The 19,322-nt window shown below is 73.3% G+C and carries 15 protein-coding genes; 4 read left to right on the forward strand and 11 right to left on the reverse strand.

The features are described from left to right. Positions 1-50: 50 nt before the first annotated feature. Both ACZ60W_RS11115 and ACZ60W_RS11120 read right to left on the reverse strand, forming a co-directional pair. Positions 51-2,186: a glycogen debranching N-terminal domain-containing protein gene (locus tag ACZ60W_RS11115; RefSeq protein ID WP_469755059.1), complete on the reverse strand. Its 2,136-nt coding sequence runs from the start codon at positions 2,184-2,186 to the stop codon at positions 51-53. 115 nt (positions 2,187-2,301) lie between these two features. Continuing rightward, a complete protein-coding gene (locus tag ACZ60W_RS11120; RefSeq protein WP_469755060.1) occupies positions 2,302-3,699 on the reverse strand; it encodes a DUF4192 domain-containing protein in 1,398 nt (465 codons plus the stop codon). A gap of 142 nt (positions 3,700-3,841) precedes the next feature. On the opposite strand from ACZ60W_RS11120, the gene ACZ60W_RS11125 reads away from it, so the two are divergent. Together ACZ60W_RS11125 and ACZ60W_RS11130 are read left to right on the forward strand one after the other, a co-directional pair. After that, on the forward strand, positions 3,842-6,025 hold the full coding sequence (locus ACZ60W_RS11125) for a RecQ family ATP-dependent DNA helicase (RefSeq protein ID WP_469755061.1): 2,184 nt from the start codon (positions 3,842-3,844) through the stop codon (positions 6,023-6,025). A 228-nt stretch (positions 6,026-6,253) separates the two neighbouring features. After that, positions 6,254-6,883, forward strand: a complete 630-nt coding sequence (locus tag ACZ60W_RS11130; protein WP_469755062.1) for a hypothetical protein — start codon at positions 6,254-6,256, stop codon at positions 6,881-6,883. 200 nt (positions 6,884-7,083) lie between these two features. Here the strand turns inward: ACZ60W_RS11130 and ACZ60W_RS11135 are convergent, their stop codons facing one another. The 3 genes from ACZ60W_RS11135 to ACZ60W_RS11145 all read right to left on the reverse strand — a co-directional run bounded on the left by ACZ60W_RS11135 (position 7,084) and on the right by ACZ60W_RS11145 (position 9,286). Next, on the reverse strand, positions 7,084-7,758 hold the full coding sequence (locus ACZ60W_RS11135; RefSeq protein WP_469755063.1) for a hypothetical protein: 675 nt from the start codon (positions 7,756-7,758) through the stop codon (positions 7,084-7,086). A 55-nt stretch (positions 7,759-7,813) separates the two neighbouring features. After that, positions 7,814-8,518, reverse strand: a complete 705-nt coding sequence (locus ACZ60W_RS11140) for a ribonuclease HII (protein WP_469755064.1) — start codon at positions 8,516-8,518, stop codon at positions 7,814-7,816. A gap of 150 nt (positions 8,519-8,668) precedes the next feature. Beyond that, entirely contained in the window at positions 8,669-9,286 is a 618-nt protein-coding gene (locus ACZ60W_RS11145) for a TetR/AcrR family transcriptional regulator (protein WP_469755065.1), read from the reverse strand. A gap of 133 nt (positions 9,287-9,419) precedes the next feature. On the opposite strand from ACZ60W_RS11145, the gene ACZ60W_RS11150 reads away from it, so the two are divergent. After that, on the forward strand, positions 9,420-10,973 hold the full coding sequence (locus tag ACZ60W_RS11150; RefSeq protein WP_469755066.1) for an MFS transporter: 1,554 nt from the start codon (positions 9,420-9,422) through the stop codon (positions 10,971-10,973). 247 nt (positions 10,974-11,220) lie between these two features. On the opposite strand, the gene ACZ60W_RS11155 is transcribed toward ACZ60W_RS11150, so the two are convergent. The 4 genes from ACZ60W_RS11155 to ACZ60W_RS11170 form a co-directional block, all read right to left on the reverse strand. After that, positions 11,221-12,132, reverse strand: a complete 912-nt coding sequence (locus tag ACZ60W_RS11155) for an ADP-ribosylglycohydrolase family protein (protein WP_469755067.1) — start codon at positions 12,130-12,132, stop codon at positions 11,221-11,223. Positions 12,133-12,144: 12 nt separating this feature from the next. Beyond that, entirely contained in the window at positions 12,145-12,804 is a 660-nt protein-coding gene (locus tag ACZ60W_RS11160; RefSeq protein WP_469755068.1) for a histidine phosphatase family protein, read from the reverse strand. A gap of 251 nt (positions 12,805-13,055) precedes the next feature. Beyond that, positions 13,056-13,661: a YdbC family protein gene (locus ACZ60W_RS11165; protein ID WP_469755069.1), complete on the reverse strand. Its 606-nt coding sequence runs from the start codon at positions 13,659-13,661 to the stop codon at positions 13,056-13,058. A 42-nt stretch (positions 13,662-13,703) separates the two neighbouring features. After that, a complete protein-coding gene (locus ACZ60W_RS11170; protein ID WP_469755070.1) occupies positions 13,704-14,552 on the reverse strand; it encodes an arylamine N-acetyltransferase family protein in 849 nt (282 codons plus the stop codon). A 124-nt stretch (positions 14,553-14,676) separates the two neighbouring features. Between ACZ60W_RS11170 and ACZ60W_RS11175 the strand changes: the two genes are divergently transcribed. Next, positions 14,677-15,204, forward strand: a complete 528-nt coding sequence (locus ACZ60W_RS11175) for a TerD family protein (protein WP_469755071.1) — start codon at positions 14,677-14,679, stop codon at positions 15,202-15,204. Positions 15,205-15,328: 124 nt separating this feature from the next. Here the strand turns inward: ACZ60W_RS11175 and ACZ60W_RS11180 are convergent, their stop codons facing one another. Further along, the gene (locus ACZ60W_RS11180) at positions 15,329-16,069 is read right to left on the reverse strand and encodes a class I SAM-dependent methyltransferase (RefSeq protein WP_469755072.1); all 741 of its coding nucleotides are present in this window, start codon (positions 16,067-16,069) and stop codon (positions 15,329-15,331) included. A 306-nt stretch (positions 16,070-16,375) separates the two neighbouring features. Continuing rightward, on the reverse strand, positions 16,376-19,267 hold the full coding sequence (locus tag ACZ60W_RS11185) for a vitamin B12-dependent ribonucleotide reductase (protein WP_469755073.1): 2,892 nt from the start codon (positions 19,265-19,267) through the stop codon (positions 16,376-16,378). Between the last annotated feature and the right edge of the window lie 55 nt (positions 19,268-19,322).

Raw genomic sequence — 19,322 nt, forward strand, 5'->3', positions numbered from 1 at the left:
CTTCCTCCCCTCGCCGTGAGGCTTCCGTCGTGTCTGCGCCCGGCATCCCGTCACACCCCCAGCTGAAGGCCCTCAGCGGCCTCCTCGACCATACCGAGCCCCAGCCTGCCGACCCGCACGGCGAAGGGCTCGCCTGCGACCACGAGTCCCGAGAACCGGATCCCTCCGAGCGGGGCCGACGGCAGCGGGTGCACCGAGACGGAGCCGCCCGGCACGTCGGGGCGGATGCCGGCGAGCGCGAGGAGCGCGTGGACCGCGCCCGCGGCCGCGGCCGCCGCGGGCCGGCAGGCGGCGGGATGGGGCACCGGGCGCCCGCCCGCCGTCCGCTGTTCCCCCGCGTACATCTCGGGGAGCCGGTGGGCGAAGGTCCCGGCCGCGTCCAGCAGTCCGCGCAGCAGTGCGGCCGCCTCCCGCTCGTGGCCGGCGGCGGCGAGACCGGCGACGGCGACGGCGGTCTCGTGCACCCGGACCGCCCCCGCGCGGTGACCGAAGGTGTTGTACCCGGGCTCCTTCGTACCGAGACCGCGCAGCCCCCAGCCGGAGTCGAGTGCCGGGGCCGCGAGCAGGCGCGCCACCTGCTCGGTGCGCGTCCGGTCGAGCAGCCCCTGCGCGTACCGCCCGCTGCCCAGGAGCCCCGTGTCGAGCAGGTGGGCCGCCCAGCCGCCCAGCTCGGGCCGGGTCCGGCCGTCGGCTGTGCGGGCGAGGGCCGGGCGGCCTCCCGTGCGGTCCTCGATCCAGAACTCGCGGCGGAAGCGCTCGCGCAGGCTCCGCGCGGCGTCGCGGAGCGCGTCCGCACCGGGTCTTCCGCAGCCGTCGAGCAGGTCGGCGCCGAGCAGGGCCGCCCGGTGCGCGTGGGCCTGGGTCTCGGCCCGCCAGGGTCCGGCGGGCCCCGGGTCCGGCACGCAGCCGGTGCCGGCGACGGCCCGGCGCAGCCAGCCGAGGCAGCGCTCCGCCACGGGGAGGAGTTCGTCCAGGTCCTTCGGGGGCAGTCCCCAGCGGCGGGCCTCGGCAAGGACGGCCGGGAAGGCGAGGGTGGCCTCGACGCCCGTGCAGCGGGGCGGGAGGTGGGGACCCGCGTCCCTGAGCGGTCCCGGGATGCGGCCGGAGTCGGGCCCGTCACCGGCGAGTTGGGTGCGGCCCAGGGCGCGCAGGGTGGTGGCGGCGAGCCGGGTCCCGAGCGGCAGGGCCATGCGGGCGGCCCAGAGGGCCTCGGCGGTGACCGGTCCGCAGCGCCACGGGACACCGGCGGCGAGGTGGACATCCGCGGGGTGCGCCGGGTCGCGCTGGAGGAGGGCCCGGAGGTCGTCGACGGAGGAGCGCAGCAGTTCCCCGGGGCGCGGGTCGTCCCCTTCGGCGCGGGCGTCGGAGAGCAGGTGTCCGCCGGGGCGGCCGGCGCCTGCGCCGGGCGGGCCGGCGGCTCGGCCGGGCGCCTCGGCGCGGACGCGGAGGTGGATCGTGAAGGTGGCACCGGGCGCCAGGTCCGTCTCCCAGCGCAGGACCCCCGCGGCCGCCAGGGAATCCGTCGGCGGCGGGTGCGCCGTGACGGCGGCGGCTCGCCCGTCGGGGGCCGTCCAGCGGAGCCCGGTGCCGTGGACGCTGGCGGCGAGTTCGGGGGCCGGCCGGCCCGACGCCACCGTGCCCAGGTCCGCGAGATCCGTGCCCAGGGCGATCTCGACGGGGAGCTTGAGGGGCCGGCCGGCGGCGCTGCGCAGGGTGATCCGCTCGGTGCCGTCGGCGGTCCGGGTGCGTTCGACGGCGAGGGCGGGATCGGGGCCCGGCTCCCCCGGCACCCGGAGGGCGCCGAGGAAGACCGCCTTGTCCGCGCCCGCCATGCGCCCCTGGAGGGCGACGGGCTCGCGTCCGGCCACGCGCAGGACGCACCGCGAGAGGAGCCGTCTTCCGGCGGTGTACACGCCCTCGGGTCCTTCGCCGGTGAGCTGGCCGTGCTCGGCGCAGACGGCGAGGGCGGGCAGGGCGACGCAGAGGAGGGCGCCGTGGACCGAGGGAAGCTCCGGAGGGCGCGCCGCACGCGGGAGGGCGATTCCTGCACCGAGCGTGTACCCGGACAGGGAGGTGTGAGCAGGCGGGGGCGGACCGGGCGGGCGGTGACCGGTCGAGTCAGCGGACGGGTGGCCGGGCGGGGGGCCGCTGGGGCGGCCGGGGGCCGGGGCGGAGCTGGGGGCCATGGCGGGTGCGGGGTGCTCTCTGTGCGAACCGGGCGGCCGGCGGGGTGTCGGCGGCACGGTTCGGACGACTCCGCCAGAGAGCTGAACGCGCTCGCGGGCGGCCGGGTCACGGTCCTCATCGACCGCTCCTGCTCCCGCGCCGGCCGCCCCGCTGCGGGGAGCCGTTCCCGGGCCTCGCCGTGGCGGGCCCACTGGGCCGCACTCCGGCCGAGGGGCCGCCGGGGCGCCGACCGGGCTTCCTGAGGCTCTGACGGGTGCCCTGGGGGCGTCCCGCCCGGGTCCGGATCCGTCGGGCGGCCCCCTGCTCGGCCTGCGCGGAGGCGAGCCGGGCGTCCCGTTCCGTCCTCAGGCAGGAGCGCAGGGACTCGGGGTCGATCCCCTCGTTGCACGCCTGGTGGAGCAGCCGGGCGAAGGTGTACTCGGGGTCGGCTTCGAGCGCGAGTCCCAGGGCGACACGGGCGGTCGGTTCGTCGCCGGTGGACCACGCTGCCCAGCCGGCGAGACTGAGGGGTGCGGCGGCGTGCTCCTGGTAGGGGGCGACACAGCGCCGGGCCAGTACGCGCCAGAGCCGCAGGGCGGCGGTGCCCTCCCAGCCCTCCATCCATTCGGCCGCACGGTCACGGGTGACACGGTCCTGGAGGCCGATGATCAGCGCGGCCGCCTCGTCGGTGCCGACGAGGGCGTCGTCGGCCGCGTCGCCCTGGGCGGTGGCGCCGGCGGGCCTCGTGGGCCGCGCCTGCCTGGTCGAGCCGTCCGGGAGGGCCGCGTTCTTCGGTGCGGCGAACCGGCGGAGGGTCTCGCGGGCGAGCCGCAGGGTCGTCTCGCGCACTTCCTCCCGTCCCTGGTCCTCCGCGCCTTCCAGGATGCGCGGGACGATGGCTGCGGCGGCCGCGTCGAGGGCGGCGCGCTGCTGCTCCTCCCCGGGCCTGCCGGCCGGCTTCAGCCTGGCCTCCATGTCCCGCAGGGAGCCGCGCACCTGCACTCCGGCGTAGGCGGCGGTCGCGGCCATCACCGACGTGCCGTTGAGGGCGAGGGGGGTGCCGTCCGGCGGGCAGCACCGGGCGTCGGGGCAGCAGTAGGAGAAGTAGAGCCCGTCGGAGATGCACAGGGCCTCGTAGACGGGGATGTCGAGGGCGCCGCAGGCGGTCCGGAGGCGCTGGGCGAACGGGCGCAGCCGTTCCATGACCCTGCGGCCGGTCTCGCCCGCTCCGGGGTCCTGGCAGAGGAAGACCACGATGCCGTCCGGCCGGGTGCCGCTGCGGCTGCCTCCCTCGACGAGGCATTCGGCCAGGTGGTCGGCGGTGGACGCCCATTCGCGGGGTGAGCCCGGGATCCCGAGCCTGACCCGGCCGCCGAAGCGGCCGTGCTCGCCGTGCAGGGCGACCAGGACGACGGAGTCGGTGGGGTGGAAGCCCAGCATGAAGGGCAGGGCGTCGGCCAGCTCCGCCGGGCCGCGCAGGGTGATCTGCTGGGTACGGGAGAGTCCGCTGGTTTCGTGGTGATTCGCGTTCATGGTCAGGACGGTCTCGTGATCTTCCGAAATCCGAAACCCCTGTGGATAACTCCCGAATCGGGGGATCCGTCGCTCTCGTGAGTTGTCCACAGGTTCGTCGGCTCATTCGCGCGATGTCCGAGGCATCGGGTTGCATGGAGGCATGACCCACGCAGACTCCCCGGAAGACCGCGCCGCCCTTCGGACCGCCGCCGACACCGTGCTCGCCCGTCTCGTCTCGGACCCGACGGGCCGGGCCAGACTGCGCGAGGACCAGTGGCGGGCCATCGAGGCCCTGGTCGCCGACCGGCGCCGGGCCCTGGTCGTGCAGCGGACCGGCTGGGGCAAGTCCGCCGTGTACTTCGTGGCGACGTCGCTGCTGCGCGAGCGCGGCAGCGGTCCGACCGTGATCGTCTCCCCGCTGCTGGCACTGATGCGCAACCAGGTGGAGGCGGCCGCCCGGGCGGGCATCCGCGCCCGGACGATCAACTCGTCGAACACGGAGGAGTGGGACACCGTCCAGGAGGAGGTGGCCGCCGGCGAGGTGGACGTGCTCCTGGTCAGCCCCGAGCGGCTCAACAACCCCGACTTCCGCGACCAGGTGCTCCCCCGGCTGGCGGCAGCCACAGGTCTGCTCGTGGTCGACGAGGCGCACTGCATCTCCGACTGGGGGCACGACTTCCGCCCCGACTACCGGCGCCTGCGCACGATGCTGGCCGACCTGCCGGCCGGCGTCCCGGTGCTGGCGACCACGGCGACGGCGAACGCGCGGGTGACGGCGGACGTCGCGGAGCAGCTGGGGACGGGGGCGGGCACGGACGCGCTGGTGCTGCGCGGTCCGCTCGACCGGGAGAGCCTGAGCCTGGGCGTGGTCAGGCTGCCCGACGCGGCCCACCGGCTGGCCTGGCTCGCCGACCACCTCGGCGAGCTGCCGGGGTCGGGGATCATCTACACGCTGACGGTCGCCGCCGCCGACGAGGTGACGGCCTATCTGCGCCAGTGCGGCCACACGGTGTCGTCGTACACCGGCCGGACGGAGAACGCGGACCGGCAGCAGGCCGAGGACGATCTCCAGGCCAACCGGGTCAAGGCCCTGGTGGCGACCTCGGCCCTCGGCATGGGCTTCGACAAGCCGGACCTGGGCTTCGTGGTCCACCTCGGGTCGCCGTCCTCGCCGATCGCCTACTACCAGCAGGTCGGCCGCGCGGGCCGAGGCGTGGAGCACGCGGAGGTGCTGCTGCTGCCCGGGCAGGAGGACGAGGCGATCTGGCGCTACTTCGCCTCGGTGGCGTTCCCGCCGGAGGAGCAGGTGCGGCGGACGATCGACGTCCTCGCGCAGGCGGGCAGGCCGCTCTCGCTGCCGGCCCTGGAGCCGCTGGTCGAGCTGCGCAGGACCCGGCTGGAGACGATGCTCAAGGTGCTCGACGTGGACGGCGCCGTGCGGCGGGTGAAGGGCGGCTGGGAGAGCACGGGACGCCCGTGGGTGTACGACACGGAGCGGTACGCGTGGGTGGCGCGTCAGCGCGAGGCCGAGCAGCAGGCGATGCGGGACTACGCGTCGTCCCCCGGGTGCCGGATGGAGTTCCTGAGGCGCCAGCTGGACGACGAGGAGGCCGCGCCGTGCGGCCGCTGCGACAACTGCGCGGGCAGCCGTTTCGACCCCAAGGTGTCGGACGCGGCTCTGGACGCGGCCAAGGGCGAGCTGGGGCGGCCCGGAGTCGAGGTCGAGCCCCGGAAGATGTGGCCGACCGGACTCGCCGCCGTCGGGGTCGACCTGAAGGGCCGGATCCCGGCCGGCGAGCAGGCGTTCGGCGGACGGGCCCTGGGGCGGCTGTCGGACATCGGCTGGGGCAACCGGCTGCGTCCGCTGCTGGCCGACGGCACCCCGGACGGGCCCGTGCCGGACGACGTCGTGCAGGCGGTGGTGCACGTGCTCGCCGACTGGGCGAAGGGGCCGGGTGGTTGGGCCTCCGGGGCACCGGACGCACCGGCCCGGCCGGCCGGGGTGGTCACCGTCGCCTCGCACCGCAAGCCGCGGCTGGTGGGTTCCCTCGGCGAGCGCATCGCCGAGATCGGCAGGATGCCGTTCCTGGGGGTCGTGGAGTACACCCCGGAGGCGGAGGAGCTCCGGCTCTCGCGGACGAACAGCGCCCAGCGGGTGGTCGGCCTCCAGCGGACCCTCACGGTTTCGGCCGACCTGGCGGAGCGGCTGGCCACTGCGGGAGGGCCCGTCCTGCTCGTTGACGACCTGTCGGACAGCGGCTGGACTCTCGCCGTGGCTGCCCGGCTCCTGCGACGAGCCGGAGCGGAAGGGGTGTTTCCGCTGGTGCTCGCCGTCCAGGGGTGAAACAGGAGAGCAAACAGGGAGTGAACAATGGGCAACTGGGCAGGGATATGAGTGTCATACCGACGCATTCCCGTCAGCGGCCTCAATTGCTCGTTGCCGCCCGCGCACGGGCCCGCAAGAATTGGGGCACCGCCCCACTCGGCCCGTCAGCGGTCCGGAAGGACTGTGCCGTGGTGCGCCCTCACCCGACCTTGCCCGCCTAGCGGGCGCGTATCCGAAGGGAGGACCGTGACCCTCGGATTCGCTCCGCCCACAGCCACCTCGCTCAGATCGCCGTCCGAATCCGCCAGCCGCCTCGCTCGGATACTCGAACCCGCCGAGTGGGCCGCGGCCGGAATCCCCTTGCTGCGCAACCCGCGTGAGGTCGTCAGCGGCCTGCACTCCCGTCACGCGCCCCGACCCGCGACGGCGGTCCTGGCGATCCTGGACCACGAGGAACGGCTCGCCGCCAGCGCCTCGTTCGTCCGGCGCTCCGTCCCCGCAGACGGCTGGGAGTTCCGCAACGCGCTGCTGGCGCATCTGCGGCGGGTCATCCCGCACGACCTCCGCAGACGGACCCCGGTCCGGACGGCCGTCCTGCTGTACTGCCGCGAGGGCGACGAGCGCTGGACGGAGGAGGACGGCGCCTGGATGTGGGGGCTCCGGGACGCCTGCACCCTCCACGGGCTCCGCTGCGGCGCGTACATCACGCTGACCCGCGGCGGCTGGCAGGTGCTCGGCGAGGGCCGGGGCGGCCGACGCCCGAGTTCCGACTCGGCTCCGCTGCCGCTGGGCGAGGGGCCGGCCGAACTGGGCCTGCTCACCCCGCGGACCGCGAGCGGGGCGACCGAACCGCTGCGCCGGGCCGCCGCGCGCTGAGCACGCGGACGGCACGACGGCCTTCGCCGGGCCGGATCCGGTCGGACCCGAACCGGTCGGACCCGAACTGGTCGGACCAGATCCGGCCTGACCCGATCCGGTCTGACCTGATCCGGTCGGTCGGTCGGTCGGTCGGTCGGTCGCCGGACTCTCCCGCCGGGGAGGTCCGCCCCGGTCCGGCACGGCGAAGGACGCGCCGGTCAGACGCCGGCGCCCGCTCCGAGGAGCGCGGTGACGCGCTGCGCGTCGCCGCAGACGACGAGCAGCACGCCGGCGCGCTGCATCGCCGAGGGCAGCGCACGGGCGGCCGTCTCGTCGTCACCGCCGTTGAGGGCGACGATCACCACGGGGCGGGCGGTGGCCCGCTCCACGGCGGAGGCGTCCGCGAAGAACACGTCGCTGCCGGAGTCCTGCTGGGCCCAGTAGGCGTCCTCGCCGAAGGACAGCTCGTGCGCCGCCCACGGGTGCTGGTCGCCGGTGGTGAGCACCAGGACCTCGCCGGGGGCCCGGCCGCTCTCCAGGAGCATGTCCAGGGCCTCTTCGGCGGCGTCGAGCGCGCCGTCGGCAGGGGCCGGGATCAGCTGAAGCTGCGGGGTGGATCGCTGGTCGGAACGATTCTCCGGCCGCTTGGCCGGAGCGGGACCGGGGCGCGGCGCCGGGGCCGCGGCACCGGCGGGGCCGGGGCCAGGGCGTCCGGGACGCGGAGTGGCCGCGGAACGCGGGCCGGGTACGGGACGAGGGGTCGACGCGGGGCGGCCGGCGGCCGCGGAGGCGCGGGGACCCTGGGCGCTCTCGTGAATCTGAGGCTCCTCGGAAGGAAGGGGTGGATGGAGGTCGAACACCGCTGCGCGGAGCACCGGCGGGTGGGCACGCATGTGCACCCCGGGCGCGTGAGGGGCCGCCCTGCGACGGGTCCCCGCGACCGGAAGATCAGAAGTCGAAGCCGAGTTGGCCCCCGCTCTCCAGCGCGGCCGCCTCTGCCGAGAGGCGGACCTTCTTGAGGTGTCGCCACTGGGGCAGCGCGTCCAGGTACGACCAGGAGAGTCGGTGGTGCGGGGTGGGCCCCAGCTCTTCGAGCGCCGCCTTGTGGACCGGGGAAGGGTAGCCCGCGTTGGCGTCGAAGCCGTAGGCCGCGTAGGCCTCGGCCTCCAGTTCCGCCATGACGGTGTCGCGCCGGACCTTGGCGATGACGGAGGCGGCGGCGACGGCGATGCAGGACTGGTCGCCCTTGATCACCGTACGGACCCGCCAGGGGCTGCCGAGGTAGTCGTGCTTGCCGTCGAGGATCACCGCGTCCGGGCGGACGGGGAGTCCTTCGAGCGCCCGGACGGCCGCGAGGCGGAGGGCGGCGGTCATCCCGAGGTCGTCGATCTCCTGGGGAGAGGCGTCGCCCAGCGCGTACGCCGTGACCCACTGCTCCAGTTCGGCGGCGAGCGCGGTACGGCGTCTGGGGGTGAGGAGCTTGGAGTCGGTGAGGCCTTCGGGGGCGCGACGCAGACCGGTGACGGCCGCGCACACCGTGACGGGGCCGGCCCACGCCCCGCGCCCGACTTCGTCGACTCCGGCGACGATCTTGGCGCCGCTGGTAGCGCGGAGCGATCGCTCGACAGTGTGGGTGGGAGGTTCGTACGGCATGGCGCCTGTCAGGTTACGCCGCCCGGTGCCGCGTGCGATACCCGGATTACCCCTGGACGCCCGGGAGGCCTTCGGGACGGGCGCCTGGAGGGCGGTCGACCGTCCCTCGCGGGCGGCCCGGGGGGACGGTTCCGGGCGGCCACGCACACGTCAGGCGCGCACCAGCGGCACCATGATCCGGTCGATCACGTCGGCGATCTCCTGGTCCGGCCATTCGCTTCCGTACACCTTGGAGCGGTACATCATCATCGCGGGGATCACGTCGAGGACCATGCCGTCGACCGCGTCGGGCCGCACCTCGCCCCGCGCGATTCCGCGCCGCAGCACGGTCGTGAAGAGTCGGACGGAGGGTTCGACGACTCCGGTGACGATCAGCTCGTGAAAGCGCTCCGCGGAGTCGGCGTCGCATTCGTGAAGCACGGCGCGCAGCGCGAAGCCGGGCTTGGAGTACATGGCGTCGCGGACCCGGAGGCAGAGTTCGTAGAGGTCCTCGCGCACGCCGCCGCGGTCCGGGGCGTCGTCGAGGGTGGGCAGTCCGGCCCGGAGGGCTTCGACGACGAGGTCCTCCTTCGAGGGCCAGCGGCGGTAGACCGCGGCCTTGCCGGTCTGCGCGCCGACCGCGACGCCCTCCATCGTCAGGCCCTTCCAGCCGACGCTGCCGAGCTGGTCGAGCGTCGCCTCCAGAATGGCCCGTTCGAGCACGGGACCGCGGCGTCGCGGCGACGCCCCTCCCGGCCGGGCGGCGGCCGCGGGGTGCGAAGTAACCATCAGGATCTCTCCGTTGTGGCGTTGCGGATCGTCGGCAGCGCACAGTGAACGGTTGCGTTCGCTGTGGGGGACTCACTACCGTGGGCGGACAGTGAACGGGTGCGTTCACTCATTCTTCCGTGGGGGATCCATAGTGACAACTTCTCCGCTGGACACCCAGACCAAGGACGGACCCGCTCGCGCCGGGGGCCGTCCGGGCGTCGCGCTCGCCGTGATCGCCGCCTGCCAGCTGATGGTCGTCCTCGACGCGACCATCGTGAACATCGCCCTGCCGCACATCCAGGACGCGCTCTCCTTCTCCACCACCGACCTGTCGTGGGTGCTCAGCGCCTACACCCTCACCTTCGGCGGCCTGCTGCTGCTCGGCGGCCGCGCGGGCGACATCCTGGGCCGCCGCCGGGTGTTCCTCGCCGGCATCCTGCTCTTCACCTTCGCCTCGCTGCTCGGCGGTTTCGCCCAGGAGCCCTGGCAGCTGCTCGCCGCGCGGGCGCTCCAGGGGGTGGGAGGCGCCATCGCCTCGCCCACCTCGCTCGCGCTCATCACCACGACGTTCGCCGAAGGCCCGGAGCGCAACCGGGCGTTCGGCGTGTTCGCCGCCGTCTCCGCGGGAGGCGGCGCCGTCGGTCTGCTGGCCGGCGGCATGCTGACCGAGTGGCTCGACTGGCGCTGGGTCCTGTTCGTCAACGTGCCCATCGGCCTGGCGATCGCCTTCCTCACCCCGCGCTACATCGCGGAGTCCGAGCGCCACCCGGGCCGCTTCGACATCGCGGGCGCCGCGACCTCGACGCTGGGCATGGCGGCGCTGGTGTACGGGTTCATCCGGGCGTCCGAGGAGGGCTGGAAGGACGAGGTGACGATCGGCTCCTTCGTGGCCGCGGTGGTCCTGCTCGTGGCCTTCGCGCTCGTGGAGTCGCGGGCGCGGGAGCCGATCACGCCGCTCAGGATGTTCGCGGACCGCAACCGCTCGGGCACGTACGTGATCATGCTCAGCCTGGCCGCCGCGATGTTCGGCATGTTCTTCTTCATCGTGCTGTGGGTGCAGGACGTCCTCGGCTACACCCCGATCCAGTCCGGGCTCGCCTTCCTTCCGGTGACGGTGGCGATCGCCCTCGGCGCCGGACTCGCGCAGCGCTTCCTCCCGGCCCTCGGCCCGAAGCCGTTCATGGTGGCCGGCTCGGCGATCACGGCCGCCGGTCTGTTCTGGCAGATGTTCATCACGCCGGAGAGCACCTACGCGGACGGCGTCCTCGGCCCGATGCTCCTCTTCGGCTTCGGCATGGGCCTCAACTTCGTGACCCTGACGCTGACGGCGGTCTCGGGGGTGGCCCAGCACGAGGCGGGAGCCGCGTCCGGCCTGCTCAACGCCACCCAGCAGGTCGGCGGCTCGCTCGGCCTGTCCATCCTCGTCACGGTCTTCGGCACGGCGAGCCGGGAGGAGGGCGCCCGCCAGGTGCCGGAATTCCTCGCCGCGTCGACGCCCGAGCAGAAGGCCGCGTTCGCGAAGACCAAGGAGTTGCCCGCGCCCTGGGGCCATGAGGTGCTGACCTCGGGCATCGCCTCCGCCTTCATGGCGGCCGCGGTGATGGCGCTGATCGCGCTGGTCACGGCGGTGCTGGTGATCCGTGTCCGCAAGAGCGACCTGGAGGCCCTCAGCGGCCGCGCGGAGGCGGCGGGACCGGTGGCCTGAGCGGCCGCCGACGGCCCTGCCGCCGCACTCGGCCGTCGGGCGGCGGTACGACCGTCGGGTCGGCCGCTCGACGACGGGAGCGGAGACGGGCCGCTCGACGACGAGGTCCCTCGCACCCCGGGCAGGGTGCGAGGGACCTCGTCGTGCGCCTTGCGTACGTCCGACGGACCCGCACGGCCGCCTCGGACGATCGCCGCAGACGGCCTGGGTCACCAGGCTGTCAGAGTCAGGGCCAGGCCGGTCGGGGTCAGGCGGTGGCGGCGTCCGGAACCCACTCCGGGAGCTCCTCGGTCTGCCGCAGCCAGTCGGCCGGCGGAGCGCCCGCCGCGGTGGCGGCCACCACTCCCCCGGCGATGGCACAGGTCGTGTCGACGTCGCCGCCGACCTGCGCGGTCGTCCAGAACACCCGTTCGAAGTCGCCGAGCCCCCGGGCCGCCGACCAGAGGGCGAACGGCACCGTGTCGTGGGCGCTCGTGCGGCGGCCGCTGCCGAGCACGGCGGCGACCGTACCCGCGTCGCCGTAGTCGAGCATGTCGCGGGCCCGCCGCAGTCCCGCTCCCACGGCACTGCGCGGGACGAGCGCGATGACGCCGTCGAGCAGGGCCTCGGGCGTGGGCGGTCCGGCGGGGTCGGCGGCGAGGGCCGCCGCGGCGGCGACGGCCATGGCGCCGACGACCGCCTCCCGGTGCTGGTGCGTCGTGTACGCGGAGATCTCCGCCTGGTGGGTCGCCTGCTCGGGGTCGTCCGCGTACCAGGCGCCGAGCGGGGCGATCCGCATGGCGGCGCCGTTGCCCCAGGAGCCCTGGCCCTTGAACAGGGCGGCCGCCAGCTCCCGCCAGTCCCCGCCCTCCCTGATGAGCCGGAGCATCCGGTTGACGGCCGGGCCGTAGCCGCGGTCGAAGTCGTGGTGGTGGGCGAAGGACAGGGCCAGGGCGTCCTGGTCGATCCTGTCGTGGTGCACGAGCACGGCCAGGACGGAGCAGGCCATCTCGGTGTCGTCGGTCCACTGCCAGGGGCCGGGAGGCAGCTCGCGCCGCTTCAGCAGGGGGTAGTGGGCGGGTACGAAGAACTGGGAGCCCAGGGCGTCTCCCACGGACAGCCCGCGCAGGCTGGCCAGGGCGCGTTCGAAGCGCCGGTCGAGTGAGGAGTCAGCGGTCATCGCCCTGCCACTCTATCCGGTGTGGCCGTACGGTTCCGGGGTACGCCAGCGCTCGAACGGCCGGTCCAGCCGGTACCTGCCGTCCTCGCCGAGCAGCAGGGTGCGGGTCTCGGCGTTGCCGGGGTTCGACAGCGACTCGAAGTCGGCGACCGTCCAGTGGAACCAGCGCATGCAGAACAGCCGCATCGTCAGCCCGTGGGTGACGAGCAGGACGTTCGGCGGATGGTCGGGCGCCTCGAAGCTGCGGTACAGGCTCTCCAGGAACGCCCCGACGCGGTCGTAGACGTCCGCGCCCGACTCGCCCTGCGCGAAGCGGTAGAAGAAGTGCCCGTACGCGTCCCGGTACGCCTTCTGCAGCCGCACGTCCTCGCGCTCCTGCCAGTTGCCCCAGTCCTGCTCCCGCAGCCGGGGCTCCTCCCGCACGCGGACCTGCCCCGGGGGCAGCCGGAAGGCCCGGAGGGTCTCGTGGGTGCGGCGGTACGGCGAGACGTAGACGCTGACCGGCTCGTCGCCGAAGAGCTTCCGGAGCCGCTCCCCCGTCTCCTCCGCCTGCCGCAGACCCGTCTCGGTGAGCCGCAGCGCATGGTCCGGCTCCCGTTCGTACACCGTGTCGTCGGCATTGCCCTCGGACTCTCCGTGTCGGACGAGGACGATGCGCCGCGGTCGTGCCATACCCCGACCCTAGATCGCGGGCCCCGGGCGGGCTCGGCCGGGCCCGCGCCCCGGACTCCATACGGTGTACGGGAGCCTCCGGCGCCCCGGGCCCGGCCGGCCGCCGGCCCGGTCCCGGCGAGGCGCCGGCCCTGGGTCGAACGGGGCCGGCGTCCCGGGGTCGAACCCGTCGCCGGCCCGGTCCCGGCGGGGTGCCGCCCCCAGGATCAGGCCGCCCGGCGTCCAGGATCACGCCGGCCGCGGCCTCGGCCTCAGACCGTCCAGGCGGGTTCGAGCTGCACCACGTCACCGGAGAGCGCCGCCACGTCGGCCGCCGTGCGGGCCCGCAGGCCGAGCCGCTCGATGCGTTCGGCGCGGTACTTGCCGTGCTCGGCGGCGGAGTGCCAGAGGGAGAAGACCAGGAACTCGCTGCCGGGCGCCTCGCCGAAGAGGCCCCGCAGCATGCCGGGGGATCCGGCCATCGCCGGGTTCCACACCTTCTCCTGCATGAGGGCGAAGTGCTCGGCACGGTCCTCGTGGACACGGCAGTGGGCCACGCGGGCCACGTCGGCGTCGTGGAAGCGCGGCTCGAACCCCGTCTTCACGTCGAAGCGGTGGTCGAACAGCTTGACCTGGACGTCCTTGAACGTGCCGGCCTGCGAGGCGGCCAGCCGGTCGTGCGACCGCGCCATGAAGGAGTCGTAGAAGGCCCGGCTCTCCCAGAACGCGAAGACGTGGACGACGTCCGGTCGAGCCCGGCTCCACCCGCCTCCCTGCCCCCGGAACCCCGGCTCACCGAGCAGCCCCGCCCATTTCCGCTGTCCCCGCTCGAACCCTCGACGGTCCACCACGGTGCAGCGAATCCACTTGACCAGCACCGCGCCATGGTACGGCGCGGACGACCGCCCCGGCAGACCCTCTCAGGGCCTGGACGGGTGCAGACGCTCCAGTCCCGCGCGCTCCCCGGCGTCCAGTTCGATCCCGAAATCCTTCTCCAGGGTGGTGATCAAGTCGTCCGTGGTCACCACCCGCTCCTCGGCGGTGCCGTCCGGCCGCACGGTCGAGAGGGTGTCGCGCACCAGGGCCCTGCGGGCGTCCGTCCCGGGCCGCTGGGCCACGACCTGGCCGAGGAAGCGCGACCGGGGGTGCGAGGAGCTGTAGTGGTTCAGGACGGTGAAGTCGCCGGGGTGGTAGGCCTGCGGCGCGAACGCGTACAGGTCGGCCCAGCCCTCGGGGCGCAGCGCGCGCAGGACGTGGACCCCCTCGTCCTCGACGCCGATCCCGAACGTCCAGCCGTCCTGCCGGACGCGTGCGCCGTCGCGCAGCGGCACCGGTTCGAGGGGCCCCTGCCAGCCGAACCCCACGTCGGCGAGCCATGGCTCGGCCTCCACGGTGACGACCAGCAGCGCGTGCGTGACCGGGGTCAGGTCAGGGCCCCGCGAGCGGTTGCGGGCCCCGCGGCCGGCCACGCTGAAACCGATCCGTTCGAGCGCCGCCGCGAGCAGGGAGTTCTGCTCGTAGCAGTAGCCGCCCCTGCGCCGGTCGACGAGCTTGGCCTGGAGGCTCTTGAGGTCCAGGGGCACCTCCCGGCCGAGGGCGACGTCGAGGTTCTCGAACGGCACGGTCAGGACGTGGGCCCGGTGAAGGGCCGTCAGGGTCGCCAGATCGGGACGTGGTTCCCCGTGGCGAGCCGCGTCGTAGCCGATTCGAGCCAGATATGCGTCGAGATCCAGCTCGTCACCACTCCACAAACCGCTCTCCCCCTCCACCGCCGGTCTCTCTGTCGTAGCCCCATGACACCATGAGCAATCAGCCCACGACCAAGGGCATTTCGAGGACTGGACGGTACGCGGCGAGGCGTGCGCGGGGGCGCACAGGAAGAGGGGACGCACCATGAGCGGACTGAACAAGGGAGTGGGCCGGGTCGATGTCACGCTCCGGTGGGACCCCGCTCCGGCCGGTGCGCCGGCCCACGACCTGGACCTCGTCGCCGGTGTCTTCTCGGCGGCCGACGCGCACGGGGCGCCGGTCTATCTGGTGCACTTCGGCAGCCGCTCCCCCGACGGCACGATCACGCTCCACCGCGACAGCCGTACGGGGCAGGGCTTCGGCGACGACGAGTCCATGACGCTGGAGCTGGACCGGCTGGCCCCGGAGTACGGGCGCGTGGTCGTGGGGGTGGCGATCCAGCAGAACGGCGGGCGCGTCGCCTTCGGCGGCATAGCGAACCCGGGCATACGGATCCGCGAGGGCTACGACGACCTCCTGGACCACGACTTCGCCGACGTGCCCGACGCCCGGTCGGCCACGGTCGTGGAGTTCACCCGCGAGGGGTCCGGCTGGTCGTACCGGTCGCTCAGCCGGGGCTTCGACGCCGACCCGCAGGAGTTCGCCACGCTGCTGGGCACCGCGCGCCCCTGACGCCTCCCCCGAAGCCCTTCGCGGCGGGGCGCCGGCCGACGGCCGGCGCTCCCCGGGATCAGGCGCGCGGACCGGCGGCCTCCGTCGACGGGTGGAGGGTGGTGGCACCGAGTGCGGCGGGGGTTCAGGCGCGGCAGCGCAGCATCTCCAGCGGCGGGTTGGCGAGGAGGTCCGCCCAGTACTCCGCCCCGAGCTCCTGCCGGCCGGCGTCGGACACCTCCAGCGGGACCCACGTCAGCTCGCTGAATCCGGCCGCCCGCAGGCAGTCCTCGTAGACCTCGCGGCGGGGGAGGGTGCTGACGATCGTCACCGGCGGGTCGAGCAGCGCCGTGGTCCGGACCCTGGGTCCCGCCTCGGCCTTCTCGCCGGTCAGTTCGGTGACGAAGCCGTACTTGGCCAACGACGGACCGCCGAAGTCGTAGTCGGGTGACTGCTGGAAGAGGAAGAGTTCGGCGCCGGGCGCCAGGTTCCGGTGGGCGTTGCGGCACATGCGCTCCATGGCCGCCGTGTCGTCGGCGTAGTTGAGCAGCTGCACCGCCACCCCGACGTCGAAGCGCCGCCCGAGGGGGCGCAGTTCGGCCGCGTCGCCGACCTCGTACCGCACACCCAGCGGTTCGCGCTCCTCCAGCGACCGGGCCACGGCGACCATCTCACCGGAGATGTCGATCCCGAGCACGTCGGCGGCGCCGCGCCGGCGGAACGCGCGGCTGTAGAAGCCGGTGCCGCACGCGAGGTCGAGCACCGACCTGCCGCGCACGTCTCCCACCATGGCCAGGAAGCTCGGCACCTCCCCGTACCGCACCACCGGCAGGGCCTTGAAGCCCTCGAACGCCTCACCGATCTCGTCATACTGCTGCACCGTCATCGTGCGGCCTCCCCTGTACGCCGTCGGTTCCACGGCCTCGGCTCGCGCCCCCGGATGCGCCCGGGGCGCGCCTCGGCCTCCGGCGGGTAGTCTCCCCGCCCCCTGACGCACCGTCGTACTGGCGGAAGCCACGAAGATCCGGGCCCGTCCCCGGCCGTGCGTACGGGCCGGGCGGCGCGGGCCGAACCCGGATTCCCCCTCCGGGCACGCCGAAGGGGACCGGCGCGAGGCCGGTCCCCTTCGTGGACCACGGGTCACTCCTCACGACGGACCGCGTCGTGGACGCGGCCGCCGGTCAGGTGGGTGTCAGCTGCAACCGCTGGTCGAGCCGCAGCCCTCGCAGATGTAGCAGGAGCCGGCGCGCTGCATCTTCGTCCCGCAGGAGAAGCAGAGCGGGGCGTCGGCGCTGATGCCGAGCTGCATCTCGACGAGCTCGGCCGAGGTGTGGGCCTGCTTGGGCGCCGGGATCTCGGTCTTCGGGACCGGGGTGACGACGGCCTTCAGCTCCTGGGCGCGGGGCGCGGACTGGGCCAGCGCCTCGACGTCGACCTCCTCCTCGGCCTGCTCGTACGAGCCGGTGTCCAGGTGGCGCTGGCGCTCCTCGGCCGAGTGGATGCCGAGGGCGGAGCGGGTCTCGAAGGGCAGGAAGTCCAGCGCCAGGCGGCGGAAGATGTAGTCGACGATCGACTGCGCCATCCGCACGTCCGGGTCGTCCGTCATGCCGGCCGGCTCGAAGCGCATGTTCGTGAACTTCGAGACGTACGTCTCCAGCGGGACGCCGTACTGCAGACCAACGGAGACGGCGATGGAGAAGGCGTCCATCATGCCGGCGAGGGTCGAACCCTGCTTGGACATCTTCAGGAAGACCTCGCCGAGACCGTCGTCCGGGTAGGAGTTGGCGGTCATGTAGCCCTCGGCGCCACCGACGGTGAAGGAGGTGGTGATCCCCGGGCGGCCCTTGGGCAGGCGCTTGCGGACCGGACGGTACTCGACGACCTTCTCGACGGCCTCGCGGATCGTCGCCTCGGACTTCGCGGTGACCTCGACCTTCTCCTCCTCCTTCTTCTTGGCGGAGAGGGGCTGGCCGACCTTGCAGTTGTCGCGGTAGATCGCGAGCGCCTTGACGCCCATCTTCCACGCCTCGAAGTAGACCTCCTCGACGTCCTCGACCGTGGCCGTCTCCGGCAGGTTCACGGTCTTGGAGAGGGCGCCGGAGATCCACGGCTGGATGGCGGCCATCATGCGGACGTGGCCCATCGCGGAGATGGAACGCTCGCCCATGGCGCAGTCGAAGACCTCGTAGTGCTCGGTCTTCAGGCCGGGGGCGTCGACGACGTTGCCGTGCTCGGCGATGTGGGCGACGATCGCCTCGATCTGCTCCTCCTGGTAACCCAGGCGGCGCAGGGCCTGCGGGACGGTGCCGTTGACGATCTGCATCGAGCCGCCGCCGACCAGCTTCTTGAACTTGACCAGGGCGAGGTCGGGCTCGAGGCCGGTGGTGTCGCAGGACATCGCGAGACCGATGGTGCCGGTCGGGGCGATGACCGAGGCCTGCGCGTTGCGGAAGCCGTTCTTGGCGCCGAGGCGGATGACGTCCTGCCATGCCTCCGTGGCGGCGGCCCAGATCGGCGAGTCGAGGTCGTCGAAGCGGACGGCCTTGGTGTTCTCGTCGGCGTGCTGGCCCATGACGCGCTGGTGCGGCTCGGCGTTGCGGGCGTAGCCGTCGTAGGCGCCGACGACCGCGGCGAGCTCGGCGGAGCGCTTGTACGAGGTGCCGGTCATCAGGGAGGTGATGGCACCGGCGAGGGCGCGGCCGCCGTCGGAGTCGTACGCGTGGCCGGTCGCCATCAGCAGGGCGCCGAGGTTGGCGTAGCCGATGCCGAGCTGGCGGTAGGCGCGGGTGTTCTCGCCGATCTTCTGGGTGGGGAAGTCGGCGAAGCAGATGGAGATGTCCATCGCGGTGATGACGAGCTCGACGACCTTGGCGAAGCGCTCGACGTCGAAGGACTGGTTGCCCTTGCCGTCGTCCTTGAGGAACTTCATCAGGTTCAGCGAGGCGAGGTTGCAGGACGTGTTGTCCAGGTGCATGTACTCGCTGCACGGGTTCGAGCCGTTGATGCGGCCGGACTCGGGGCAGGTGTGCCAGTGGTTGATCGTGTCGTCGTACTGGATGCCCGGGTCGGCACAGGCCCACGCGGCCTCGGCCATCTTGCGGAAGAGCGACTTGGCGTCGACCTCCTCGATGACCTCGCCGGTCATGCGGGAGGTGAGACCGAACTTCCCGCCGGACTCGACGGCCTTCATGAACGTGTCGTTCACGCGGACGGAGTTGTTGGCGTTCTGGTACTGGACGGACGTGATGTCGTCGCCGCCCAGGTCCATGTCGAAGCCCGCGTCGCGCAGGGCGCGGATCTTCTCCTCCTCCTTCACCTTGGTCTCGATGAAGTCCTCGATGTCGGGGTGGTCGACGTCGAGGATGACCATCTTGGCCGCGCGGCGGGTCGCGCCGCCCGACTTGATGGTTCCCGCGGAGGCGTCGGCGCCGCGCATGAAGGAGACCGGGCCGGAGGCGTTGCCGCCGGAGGAGAGGAGCTCCTTGGAGGAGCGGATGCGGGAGAGGTTCAGGCCGGCGCCGGAGCCGCCCTTGAAGATCATGCCCTCTTCCTTGTACCAGTCGAGGATCGACTCCATGGAGTCGTCGACGGACAGGATGAAGCAGGCGGAGACCTGCTGGGGCTGGGGGGTGCCGACGTTGAACCAGACCGGCGAGTTGAAGCTGAAGATCTGGTGCAGGAGGGCGTAGGCCAGCTCGTGCTCGAAGATCTCGGTGTCGGCGGGCGAGGCGAAGTAGCCGTACTCCTCGCCGGCCTTCGTGTAGGTCTTCACGATCCGGTCGATGAGCTGCTTGAGACCGGTCTCGCGCTGCGGGGTGCCGACGGCCCCGCGGAAGTACTTGCTGGTGACGATGTTGACCGCGTTCACCGACCAGAAGTCGGGGAACTCGACGCCACGCTGCTCGAAGTTGATCGAGCCGTCGCGCCAGTTGGTCATGACGACGTCACGACGCTCCCACGCCACCTCGTCGTACGGATGCACGCCGGGGGTGGTGTGGATGCGCTCGATGCGCAGGCCCTTGCTCGCCGACTTGGCTCCCTTGGTGCGGGAACCACGTGCCGGGCCGCTCGCCGTCTCTGTCATGCCGCCTCCCATATACGGGCAAAACACACTTTGGCGCCCAGATACTCCCAGGGCA

The sequence above is a fragment of the Streptomyces sp. NPDC104202 genome, assembly GCF_055584185.1.